The sequence below is a fragment of the Bradyrhizobium sp. P2_E8 genome, assembly GCF_056403875.1.
In genome coordinates this window covers 1-9,270 of the sequence record NZ_JBFUES010000200.1, presented here as the reverse complement: position 1 = coordinate 9,270, position 9,270 = coordinate 1, and the positions used below count along the sequence as shown (strand labels likewise).

The following is a 9,270-nucleotide window of genomic DNA, read 5'->3' as shown; positions in this document are numbered from 1 at the left end:
AGTCATTCCCGATTCCTTGCTGGCGAAGGAGGCGACAGACGTACTGCGCGAGCATTCCACCGATCTGCTCTTCAATCACTCGATCCGGGTCTTCCTGTTTGCGGTGGAGCAGGGCCGTCAGAGGAAGCTGCGTTTTGACTCTGAACTTCTGTACGTGGCCGCCGCGTTCCACGATCTCGGTCTCGTCAAGAATTTCGCCAGCTCGGACGAACGCTTCGAGGTCGATGGCGCGAACGCCGCCCGACAGTTTCTGAGCGCCCACAACATTGCCGAAGACCAGGTGCAGAGGGTCTGGGAGGCGATCGCGCTGCACACGACCCCCGGCATTCCGAAGTACATGGGTCCCGAGGTCGCGCTCCTCAATTCAGGTGTTCTGCTCGATGTCATCGGGGTAGGGTTCGATCAGTTTCCCGCGGAGCTTCGCGAGGAGATCGTCGCCAAATATCCCCGCACGAATTTCAAGGAAGGCTTCGTTCGGGAGTATTTCGCCGGCTTTGCGCACAAGCCGGCGACCACGTACGGCACCGTCAACGCCGCGGTCTGCGAACGCTTCATGCCGGGGTTCAAGAGCCCCAACGCCTGCGACTTGATCGCGGGTTCGCCCTGGTCTCACTAGAAGAGGAGGTCATGATGTCGATCAGTGCATTCCCCAATCGGATAGCTGCGCTGCTACGCCCTTCAGCAATCACGCCCAGACAGGGAATAGAACTGCTACGAACGACGTTCTCGGCGGTCGTAGCAGTAGCCATTGCGGGAGCTTCGCCCGCGATCGCTCAGGATCGGGAGCAAGTCAAGCTCGTCTTCGAGCACGCACTGCCCAACGTTGAAGGAAAGAGAATGGCTGCTGTCCTGGTGAGTTATCCGCCCGGGAGCAAATCGCTGCCTCACCGCCACGCAGCGTCGGCCTTCATCTACGCCTATGTGCTGTCCGGGGCCATCCGCAGTCAGGTCGGCGATGACCCTGCGCAGGTCTTTCGCACAGGCGAGGGATTTTATGAAACCCCAGGCTCTCATCACAGGATCAGCGAGAACGCGAGCGACACGGAGCCAGCCAGCTTGCTCGCGGTCTTCGTGGTCGATTCCAAAGACGGGGCATTGACGATCCCCGACAAGGACGCAGGACCGAAATAATGGCGCGACAGGCTCGCCTGTCCAGACACCGCCCGCCCTTTGCACTGCGTGAACGACATGCATAATAAGGCGCCCGACTGGAGAGGCATTAAAGGTGCCGGTACAAGCCGTCGCGATCGTCGTCTACGAGGGGGTCCAGGCCTTGGACGTGGCAGGGCCGATGGACGTGTTCAGCGAAGCGAACACTTTTCTCGACAGTGCCGACCGCTATGAACCCGTACTCGTTGCTGCTCACCACAATCCGCTGCGCGCCTCGAACGGCATACGGCTTATTGCCGATCTAACGCTTGAGGAGGCGACGGGTGGGTTCGACATCGTTCTGGTGGCCGGCACGCCCACCCCACCTGAAACGGAGCCTGACCCGCACTTGCTTCAGTGGGTCAAGGAGCTGCCGTGGCGGTCGAGCCTCTATGGTTCGATCTGCACCGGGGCTTTTGTCCTTGGCTATGCCGGTCTGCTCGACGATCGGCGTGTCACAACCCATTGGCAGGATGCGCAGGCGCTGGCGGCCAGGTTCCCAAAGGCAAAAGTCGAACCGGATTTGATCTATGTCCGCGATGGGCGGCTGATCACCGCCGCGGGTGTGACGGCGGGAATAGATCTCGGTTTGGCGCTGGTCGGGCAGCGCCACGGTGCGGAGACGGCGCTTAAAGTGGCCAAGCGGCTGGTCGTAGTCGCCCAGCGCCAAGGCGGACAGTCTCAGTTCAGCCCCTATCTCACCGCGCCAGCCGATCCGGAATCGCCGATCGCCCGTATCCAGGACCATGTGATGGCGAACGTCGGGGATCGCCACTCGCTGGAGTCCCTTGCCGCTGTTGTCGGGATGAGCGCCCGAAATCTGGCCCGGCATTTCGTGCAGGCGACCGGGATCACGCCGCACGAATTCATCGAGCGCGCCCGCATCGATGCGGCGCGCATGATGCTGGAGGGAAGCGACCGGCCGCTGAAGGCGGTTGCATTCGACTGCGGGTTCGGCTCGGCGGATCGGATGAGGATCGTGTTCACCGCCCGTCTTGGAGTCAGCCCCATCCAATATCGCGCGAGCTTCCGGCGGGCGACACCGGAATAGACCGCGCTTTGCCCGGCAAGACAAGGCTGGCCTGCTGCTTTCGTGCGAAGCGTCATGTCAGAAAAGGACGTACGGCTGTCCTGATCCGCAGGATGCCCTTCCTTGTGCGGAGCGGTGCCCGGTTGGCAAATAGGGGCAAGCAACCAGCCCGCTACGCAAACAAGGAGAGCGCTCCATGTCTGAGATCATTGCCGGCATCCGCCTGCCCGACAGTGCCATCGCCCGCGCCGCCACGCAGCTCGTGCGCGATACCGAAGACGACCTGCTCTACAACCACAGTCGCCGCGTCTTCCTTTGGGGCGCGCTCACCGCCGAGCGCCACGGCCTTAAGTACGAGCCGGAGCTACTTTACCTCGGCGCGATGTTCCACGACATGGGCCTCACAGAGAAGTATTCCAGTCCCGACCTGCGCTTCGAGGTCGACGGTGCCAATGCCGCGCGTGATTTCATGAAAAGCTACGGCCTGCCGGAGCGTGAGATCGAGGACGTCTGGACCGCGATCGCGCTCCACACCACGCCAGGTATTCCCGAGCATATGCGACCCACCATCGCGCTGGTGACCGCGGGCGTCGAAATGGATGTGCTCGGGATCGCCTATCACGACTTCACGCATGAACAGCGTGACCATGTCTGCGTCCATCATCCGCGCGAAACGAACTTCAAGGAGAACATCATAGATCATTTCGCCAAAGGCATCGTCAAGAAGCCGTTGACCACGTTCGGGAACGTCAAGGCCGACGTCCTTGCGCTGAAGGACATGACCTATGTCCGCCAGAACTTCTGTTCGATCATCCTCGGTTCGGCCTGGCCGAACTGACCTTCGTTGCTTCGAGCGGAGCAAATCGAGATGAGCGCCAGTCGAGCCAGGATGTGCGGACCTGAAGAAGCCGTGATCGGACCGAGCGAGGAGTGCGTCGCTGCGCAGAGCCCGGTCGACGAGATCATGACCCGCCGGTTCGCGTGCCGTGACTTTTGCGATGCTCCGGTCCCGCGACGGACGATCGTGCAGATCCTCCACGTCGCGCGCTTCGCGCCAAGCGGCGCGAACATTCAGCCCTGGCATGTCTACGTGCTGGGTGGGGGCCGCCAAGGCCCGCGTCTCGGCGGCGCTGCTGGACGCACACGAAACGTGCCGCGACGAGCACGTCTCGGAGTACAAATATTACGCCAGCGAGTTACCTGATCGGTACCTCAAGCGGCGGCAGGAGTTTGGGCGGCTGTTCTACGGGTCGCTCGGGATCCACCAGGCCGATGCCGAGGCAAGAAGCAGGCAGACCGCGAAGAATTACACGTTCTTCGGAGCGCCCGTGGGACTGATCGTGACGATCGATCGTCGGCTGGAAGCCGGAAGCTGGCTCGATCTTGGCATGTTCGTGCAGAACGTGATGCTGGCGGCAGCGGGGCGCGGACTTCAGTCGTGTCCGCAGGAGACGTTTTCGAAATATCACCGGATCTTGCGCCCGCTGCTCTCGATTCCGAAGGAGCAGATGGTGGTGTGCGGCATCTCGGTCGGGAAGCCTGCAGGTGAGGCGCAGCGATTGATGCCCCGGGCGAATGTAGATGAGTTCGCGACGTTCTTGGGATTGGACGCGTAAGAGACATTCAGGAGTAGATCGCCATGACGAGTCGAGAAGAACTGATCCAGCGCAGCATTTCTTTTCTCCGCGAAGTGAAGGATATGACGCCCGGAGCCGATATGGAGCGTTGGCTCAACGAGACGTACGGCGAAAGCAGCGCGCTCTATCAGGATCTGTGCCACCTGATCAAGATCGGGGTCGAGGAGGGCCGGGCGGCGAACCAGGAGGTGGACGGCCCGAACTACCGCCGCAGCCGCATCCTCGAGCCGAGTGCCGAAACCTTTCAGTTCAGCCTCACGGCGGTTTACATGAACAGCGCTGCTCCACGCCGGTTCAAGGACGAGGACGACCACGACGTGCTGCGCGGGCAGTATCACGGTCATCCCTATGGGGAGATCAACCTTGTGGTACCCTTGAACGCGGGCGCGGAGTTGAAGGGATTGCAGGGCTGGCAGGGACCCGGCTGGACGTCGCCCGATCCGGGCAGCAGGCACTATCCGGAGGTCAGGGGCGGTGCGGTGATCGCGCTGTTCTATCTCCCGGCCGGACGCATCTCGTACGATTTCAAGGCTCCCGCCGGTTAGGTGCGAACATCGCGAACGAAGGCTGGTTGCGCCGTCAGGCCTCGCCAGGTCCGGAGAAGATCGAAGCCGGCGGCGTCGTGCGCGGCACCGGCAGCGGCCGCTCGGGCGGTCCCGATCGCGAGATGCCGCCCTTGGCGTCGTACCGCTTGGCGAGATCCAGCAGACGACGGCGGGTGAACGGATCGGCCTTCTCAGCTATGACCCGGACCCGCTGCGCGAGACCCAGGTAGAACTCCTGCTCCATGACGCACCCCCACAACATCACTGCCCAGAGTTGAGTAGCCCCGGCTATCGGAGTCAAGAAGCGCCAGGCACGCGCATGCATTTTTCCGGGTCGCTATTCAGATCGCGATGTCGGCGGACGTAGACTGGCCCGCGCAGGGGAAATTCGGATGGCAGTGTCCTATCCGGAAGGCGTGCCCGGCGTGCGGCAGGCCGATGAAGGCTTTTTCCGGCAAAACTCCGGAGGGGCTGCGGTGCACCAATTGCGACGACGACCCGCTACGCGACCCGATCGCCCGCAAGTAGGCCGACGGCCCGCTGCGGCCGCCAGAGCAGTAGGTTGCCGCTGGCGCGCGCCCGCCTCCGCCTTTCGGCGTGGTAGGAACACCGCGGCGCAGGCTGCTCACCGATTGGGGCACGCGCGCCTGACATCGTTCCGGCGTAGACTTGCTCAGCGGTCGAGGCAGCCCGACTGACCTGTTTTCAGTCGAAGGCGCCGGGCGAACGGAACGATAACGCGACGACATCTTTGACTCGTTGGACCATCGCCCGCCGTTTGAGTACGGCGCCTGTAGCGGATAGCCAAAGGCTCAAAGGCCCGCTGTTCAAAAACACGCGCTCGCGCGGATAACCAAAGGCGGTGGTCCCGTTCCGAGCGGTGAAAGAATCAGCTTGAAGAAGCCGTCAAAAACGCGCGAAGAGCTCGAGGCCGCGATCAGGCTGGAGATGGAAGACATCAGCGAGTTGCCGACGGATTTAGCCATCTCGGTCATGCCCTGCGAGGACACCTGGAAGGTCGCGATCATAACGGACGGCCCACAAGACCCGGAGCGCTCCACGATGATCGAAGCGATCGCTGACAGGCTGCGCAGCCAGTTCGACTTGAAGAGCTGAACCCAACGGCTTCACAGCGCGCTCAGGTCGTCCGGCACCTCGCCGAATTTCCGAATCAGCTTCGCGTGTTCGAAGTCGCCGGTGGCACCGCTGCGGCTGAAGGCAAGCGGGCCGATATGCCCCGGCTTGCGCGAGAAGGCTTCAGCCTTCATCACGGCTGCGGCTGCGTTCGGGTGCGATGCCGTCGTCATAAGGGACGAACAGCAAAGCGGACGTCGTCGGTCGAGCAGGGCCCAGTCCCCCGCCGCCATTCCGGTGCCCGCAGGAACCTTGGACCTGCTGCCGCCCTACGGGGCAGCGCGGGCCGCGTCGTGCGGGGCGGCGCCCATCGATGACGATGGCGAGAAACAACGACACCGAGGCGTCTGTCAGGAACGGAGCCATCGTCGTCCGGTTGACTCCGGAAGACAACATCCGGGAGGTCAACATGGCCATGGAAGATCGCGAGACCTTCAGCCTTATCGGGAGCGACAAGGTCGAGGGCACGAACGTGTACGGGGCCGACGGAGAAAAGGTAGGCTACATCGAGCGCGTCATGATCGACAAGGTCAGCGGCAAGGTGTCGTACGCGGTGCTCAGCTTCGGCGGCCTGCTCGGCATCGGCGATGATCATTATCCGCTGCCCTGGCAAGCGCTGAAATACGACACCAACCTCGGCGGTTATGTCACCTGCATTACCCAGGACCAGCTCCGCGGCGCTCCCAAATACGCCGACGAGAGCAGTTGGAACTGGAGCGACCCGGCGACCACGCGCTCCGTGAACGCCTACTATGGTGTGCCGGTGGCTTGAGGCCGCACGGCACCCGCGGGCCGACGCGGCCGCCACGCAAGACGACCGCATCGGTCGCCGAAGAGACTTGAAAATGGGCAATGTCGTTCGTGTTCTCGTGGTGGAGGATGAAGCTCTAATCTGCAGCTTCATCGAGGACGCCTTGTCGGACGGCGGCTTCGAGGCCTGCTCGGTCCAGTCGGGAGAGGTGGCGATGTCCACCTTTCGAGACGGCCGGGAGCAGTGTCGGGCGCTGCTAACGGACGTCAACCTGGGTGCTGGCATCAACGGATGGGAGCTGGCGCGGCAGATCAGGGAAATCACGCCTGGCTTTCCCGTGGTCTACATGACGAGCGCCAGCGCGCCAGACTGGAAATCGCAAGGCGTCGATGGCAGCCTCCTGATCGAGAAGCCCTTTGCGCCGGCGCAATTGGCTGCCGCCGTCTCGCAGCTACTGGATACCCGAGCCTAGCCGGGTCGAACCGGGATCGTTGTGAGGCTCCGATCCTTCGATCAAGCCCGCAATGGGGGCGGCGGATCAGCGGATCGTCGAGCGCGCCGGCTATGCCTTGGCCTTGCGTGCGGCCGCGGCGCGAGCCTCGCTACCGCCATCCAATCCCGTAGGATGCCTTTGTCCTCCTTCGAAAAAGACGCGCGCTGCTTGAGATCCTCCAGCGTCTCGCCGGGATGACATCGCTAAAATCCTCGCGGATCAGGGACTCGAGGTAGGTCCGGTCCCAAGTGCCGCGTGAATCGAGATGCTGGCGTGAATCGGTCCCCATGATTGTCTCTCGGCGCATGCAGTCGAAGGCGCCCGGATGCGGCACAACGGCAAGAGCGATTGCTTGGTTCACGAAGGGGGCTGCCCGTGTCGACGATGACGGACGGCGTCAAGGCCGCCGTCGGGCCAAGTGACAGGCGCGCTCCAGCCGCCAAGGACGAGGAGGTCCCTCAGGCCTCGCCAGGCACGGGTATGGCCGTGGCCGGCGGGACGATGCGCAGCGGCGGCAACGGACGCTCGGCGGACCGGGACAGCGGAGAAGGCTTGCCGCCCTTGGCTTCGTATCGCTCCGCCAGCGCCAGCAATCGCCGCCTGATGAAGGGGTCGGCCCTTCCGGCCAGTTCGCGCACGCGATGGGCCATCGCCCGGTAGAATTCCTGCTCCAGCGCCATGACGCGTCACTCCACCAACCCTACCGACGGAAGAAGTTGATGACATCGGCGGCGGCAGCGTCAAGCGGCGTCGTTCGCTGCGGCGGCTCCGCGATTTCCCTTGAGCGAGCGCTCGCTGCGGCACTAAGCTGGTCGCGGTGGGGAAATCCAGATGTCCGAGCTGCACCTGATCAGGAAGCGGTGTCCGCACTGCGGGAGAGCGATGAAGCTTGTCTCCGAGCCGACGGGCCGGGGCGGCGAGCGATATGTCTGCCCCGCCTGCGAGGAGGATCCGCTGCACAACCCCTCCGCCCAAAAATGGGCGGACAGCCCGCTGCGCCCGCCGGCCAAGTAGCTTCCCAAGAATCCGGCCCTGGCGCCGAGGCCGGTTGTCCATCCGTCTTCTATTCAGGGTCTGTGGCTATCCAGCCTGCGGTGGGCGATCCGTAGCCGGCCACAGGACTGGCGGGATCGTCGCCGGCGCACCAACTTCTTTGAAGGATGCCGCTGCAGAATACGGGGAGGGTGCGATGTCGACCGTCGCGAAGTTGCTTGCGCGGAAGGAACGGCTCCTGGCGCAACTGGAGAGCGATCCAGGGTCGAACGAGCGCGAGGAAATCGAAAGGCAGCTTGCGCAGATCGAGACCGCACTGAGCTTGCTCGGCCCAGGAGATGCCGCCGGTCGGAGTGACGAGTGAATCGAGTTTTGCCGTTGGTCAGAGTGCGCTCAGATCGTCCGGCACGTCGCCGAACTTCCGGATCAGCTTGGCGTCGCTGAAGTCGCCGCTGGATGGATCCCCGGTCCGCGAGAACGCGATGGCGCCGGCATGGCCTGGCTTGCGGGAGAGCGCCTCCGCCCGCATCACCGCGGCGTTGGCGCTCAGGCATTCCGCCGCCTCGCCGGCGGCCATGCCGTCGTCGGAGAAAACGAACGGCAGAGCGACATAGTAGGTCACTTCAGACATCTGCCTCATCCTTGCGTTCTCGCGCCCCTGGGAGGGGTCCCCGGGCGTAACCTTTGGAGACCTTCGTCCGGAGCTCGTCGGCCTCGGCCTCGAGAAAGTCGATGGCGACGAGCAGCGCCCTGACCGCCTCCCGGGCATCCCCGCCGCAGGCTGCGATGGCCTGGTCGGCGGCGGCCTCCAGGTCGATGGGCGCTCTGGATGGCTCGGGCGCGGCGGTCATCGGATTATGTTCTCATTTTGTTCGCGGGAGTCAAGCGCCGGCACCGAGTTTCGCTGACGTCCGCTGCAGGGGGCAGGCTTGAATTTCGGGGACGGCCGCTGGCGGTGTCGGAACCCCGCCGCCCCGTTCGTCTTGAATCCAGGCCGCCCCGAACTGGAGTTCTGCGTAACATGGCGCCCCGAGCCAACTGGAAAGGGTTTCTGAGACTCTCCCTCGTCACGTGTCCCGTGGCGCTCTACCCGGCGACGTCGGAGAGCGAGAAGATCTCGTTCAACCAGCTCAACCGGCAGACCGGCCACCGCATCAAGTATCTCAAGGTCGACGCCGACACGGGCGACGAGGTCCCCAACGAGGACATCGTCAAGGGCTACCAGCTCGAGAAGGACCAGTTCATCGAGGTCACGAAGGAGGAGCTCGAGGAGATCGCGCTGGAGTCGACGCGAACGATCGAGATCGACGAGTTCGTCGACAGGACCGACATCGACCCCCGGTACCTGATCCGCCCCTATTACATCCGCCCCGACGGCAAGGTCGGCCACGACGCCTTCGCCGTGATCCGGGAGACCATCCGCGAGATGGACAAGGTGGCGATCGGCCGCGTGGTGTTAACCAACCGCGAGCACATCATCGCGCTCGAGCCGATGGACAAGGGTCTCGTCGGCACGCTGCTGCGCTATCCGTACGAGG

17 protein-coding genes and 1 pseudogene are annotated in these 9,270 nt (G+C 63.6%); 13 read left to right on the top strand and 5 right to left on the bottom strand.

The genetic code is table 11. The annotated features are described in order from the left end of the window. From AC1D00_RS13770 to AC1D00_RS13740, 7 genes are all read left to right on the top strand, one after another. On the top strand, nt 1–616 hold a 616-nt coding region (locus AC1D00_RS13770; protein ID WP_477011042.1), incomplete at its 5' end, for an HD domain-containing protein. Between the two features lie 11 nt (nt 617–627). Then, nucleotides 628–1,131: a cupin domain-containing protein gene (locus AC1D00_RS13765; RefSeq protein ID WP_477011041.1), complete on the top strand. Its 504-nt coding sequence runs from the start codon at nt 628–630 to the stop codon at nt 1,129–1,131. Nucleotides 1,132–1,225: 94 nt separating this feature from the next. Beyond that, entirely contained in the window at nt 1,226–2,200 is a 975-nt protein-coding gene (locus AC1D00_RS13760) for a GlxA family transcriptional regulator (RefSeq protein WP_477011040.1), read from the top strand. 175 nt (nt 2,201–2,375) lie between these two features. Next, on the top strand, nt 2,376–3,017 hold the full coding sequence (locus tag AC1D00_RS13755) for an HD domain-containing protein (RefSeq protein ID WP_129272856.1): 642 nt from the start codon (nt 2,376–2,378) through the stop codon (nt 3,015–3,017). A 30-nt stretch (nt 3,018–3,047) separates the two neighbouring features. Next, entirely contained in the window at nt 3,048–3,383 is a 336-nt protein-coding gene (locus AC1D00_RS13750) for a nitroreductase family protein (RefSeq protein ID WP_477011039.1), read from the top strand. Beyond that, nucleotides 3,277–3,795, top strand: a complete 519-nt coding sequence (locus AC1D00_RS13745; protein ID WP_477011038.1) for a nitroreductase family protein — start codon at nt 3,277–3,279, stop codon at nt 3,793–3,795. Before AC1D00_RS13750 ends, AC1D00_RS13745 begins: the two co-directional genes overlap by 107 nt. A 23-nt stretch (nt 3,796–3,818) precedes the next feature. After that, the gene (locus tag AC1D00_RS13740; protein ID WP_477011037.1) at nt 3,819–4,361 is read left to right on the top strand and encodes a 4-hydroxylaminobenzoate lyase; all 543 of its coding nucleotides are present in this window, start codon (nt 3,819–3,821) and stop codon (nt 4,359–4,361) included. A gap of 34 nt (nt 4,362–4,395) precedes the next feature. On the opposite strand, the gene AC1D00_RS13735 is transcribed toward AC1D00_RS13740, so the two are convergent. Then, complete coding sequence (locus AC1D00_RS13735) at nt 4,396–4,605, bottom strand: hypothetical protein (RefSeq protein WP_477011036.1); 210 nt, start codon at nt 4,603–4,605, stop codon at nt 4,396–4,398. 650 nt (nt 4,606–5,255) lie between these two features. On the opposite strand from AC1D00_RS13735, the gene AC1D00_RS13730 reads away from it, so the two are divergent. Further along, nucleotides 5,256–5,477 carry a hypothetical protein gene (locus AC1D00_RS13730; RefSeq protein WP_211395629.1) on the top strand — a complete coding sequence of 74 codons (222 nt, stop codon included), beginning with the start codon at nt 5,256–5,258 and terminating at the stop codon, nt 5,475–5,477. Nucleotides 5,478–5,488: 11 nt separating this feature from the next. Here the strand turns inward: AC1D00_RS13730 and AC1D00_RS13725 are convergent. After that, nucleotides 5,489–5,684, bottom strand: a pseudogene (locus AC1D00_RS13725) (hypothetical protein). A 220-nt stretch (nt 5,685–5,904) separates the two neighbouring features. Here AC1D00_RS13725 and AC1D00_RS13720 point away from each other — a divergent pair. Continuing rightward, nucleotides 5,905–6,267 carry a PRC-barrel domain-containing protein gene (locus AC1D00_RS13720; protein ID WP_477011035.1) on the top strand — a complete coding sequence of 121 codons (363 nt, stop codon included), beginning with the start codon at nt 5,905–5,907 and terminating at the stop codon, nt 6,265–6,267. 73 nt (nt 6,268–6,340) lie between these two features. After that, a complete protein-coding gene (locus tag AC1D00_RS13715; RefSeq protein ID WP_477011034.1) occupies nt 6,341–6,718 on the top strand; it encodes a response regulator in 378 nt (125 codons plus the stop codon). 479 nt (nt 6,719–7,197) lie between these two features. Here the strand turns inward: AC1D00_RS13715 and AC1D00_RS13710 are convergent, their stop codons facing one another. Continuing rightward, a complete protein-coding gene (locus AC1D00_RS13710) occupies nt 7,198–7,419 on the bottom strand; it encodes a hypothetical protein (RefSeq protein ID WP_477011033.1) in 222 nt (73 codons plus the stop codon). Between the two features lie 202 nt (nt 7,420–7,621). On the opposite strand from AC1D00_RS13710, the gene AC1D00_RS13705 reads away from it, so the two are divergent. Together AC1D00_RS13705 and AC1D00_RS13700 are read left to right on the top strand one after the other, a co-directional pair. Next, on the top strand, nt 7,622–7,753 hold the full coding sequence (locus AC1D00_RS13705) for a hypothetical protein (protein WP_477011032.1): 132 nt from the start codon (nt 7,622–7,624) through the stop codon (nt 7,751–7,753). A 175-nt stretch (nt 7,754–7,928) separates the two neighbouring features. Further along, nucleotides 7,929–8,096, top strand: a complete 168-nt coding sequence (locus AC1D00_RS13700) for a hypothetical protein (protein ID WP_164988240.1) — start codon at nt 7,929–7,931, stop codon at nt 8,094–8,096. An 18-nt stretch (nt 8,097–8,114) separates the two neighbouring features. Here the strand turns inward: AC1D00_RS13700 and AC1D00_RS13695 are convergent, their stop codons facing one another. After that, a complete protein-coding gene (locus AC1D00_RS13695; RefSeq protein ID WP_464156933.1) occupies nt 8,115–8,363 on the bottom strand; it encodes a hypothetical protein in 249 nt (82 codons plus the stop codon). After that, nucleotides 8,356–8,583, bottom strand: a complete 228-nt coding sequence (locus tag AC1D00_RS13690; RefSeq protein ID WP_477011031.1) for a hypothetical protein — start codon at nt 8,581–8,583, stop codon at nt 8,356–8,358. The genes AC1D00_RS13695 and AC1D00_RS13690 overlap by 8 nt, the downstream gene beginning before the upstream one ends. A 170-nt stretch (nt 8,584–8,753) precedes the next feature. Between AC1D00_RS13690 and ku the strand changes: the two genes are divergently transcribed. After that, nucleotides 8,754–9,270 (top strand): non-homologous end joining protein Ku (gene ku, locus AC1D00_RS13685; protein WP_477011030.1); only part of this gene is annotated, 517 nt, incomplete at its 3' end.

Bases quoted from the DNA above. Each gene is read 5' to 3' on its own strand.
- AC1D00_RS13710 (WP_477011033.1), bottom strand. From the start codon at position 7,419: ATGGCGCTGGAGCAGGAATTCTACCGGGCGATGGCCCATCGCGTGCGC.
- AC1D00_RS13755 (WP_129272856.1), top strand. From the start codon at position 2,376: ATGTCTGAGATCATTGCCGGCATCCGCCTGCCCGACAGTGCCATCGCC.
- AC1D00_RS13765 (WP_477011041.1), top strand. From the start codon at position 628: ATGATGTCGATCAGTGCATTCCCCAATCGGATAGCTGCGCTGCTACGC.
- AC1D00_RS13705 (WP_477011032.1), top strand. From the start codon at position 7,622: ATGAAGCTTGTCTCCGAGCCGACGGGCCGGGGCGGCGAGCGATATGTC.
- AC1D00_RS13720 (WP_477011035.1), top strand. From the start codon at position 5,905: ATGGCCATGGAAGATCGCGAGACCTTCAGCCTTATCGGGAGCGACAAG.
- AC1D00_RS13740 (WP_477011037.1), top strand. From the start codon at position 3,819: ATGACGAGTCGAGAAGAACTGATCCAGCGCAGCATTTCTTTTCTCCGC.
- AC1D00_RS13750 (WP_477011039.1), top strand. From the start codon at position 3,048: ATGAGCGCCAGTCGAGCCAGGATGTGCGGACCTGAAGAAGCCGTGATC.
- AC1D00_RS13715 (WP_477011034.1), top strand. From the start codon at position 6,341: ATGGGCAATGTCGTTCGTGTTCTCGTGGTGGAGGATGAAGCTCTAATC.
- AC1D00_RS13690 (WP_477011031.1), bottom strand. From the start codon at position 8,583: ATGACCGCCGCGCCCGAGCCATCCAGAGCGCCCATCGACCTGGAGGCC.
- AC1D00_RS13695 (WP_464156933.1), bottom strand. From the start codon at position 8,363: ATGTCTGAAGTGACCTACTATGTCGCTCTGCCGTTCGTTTTCTCCGAC.
- AC1D00_RS13735 (WP_477011036.1), bottom strand. From the start codon at position 4,605: ATGGAGCAGGAGTTCTACCTGGGTCTCGCGCAGCGGGTCCGGGTCATA.
- AC1D00_RS13700 (WP_164988240.1), top strand. From the start codon at position 7,929: ATGTCGACCGTCGCGAAGTTGCTTGCGCGGAAGGAACGGCTCCTGGCG.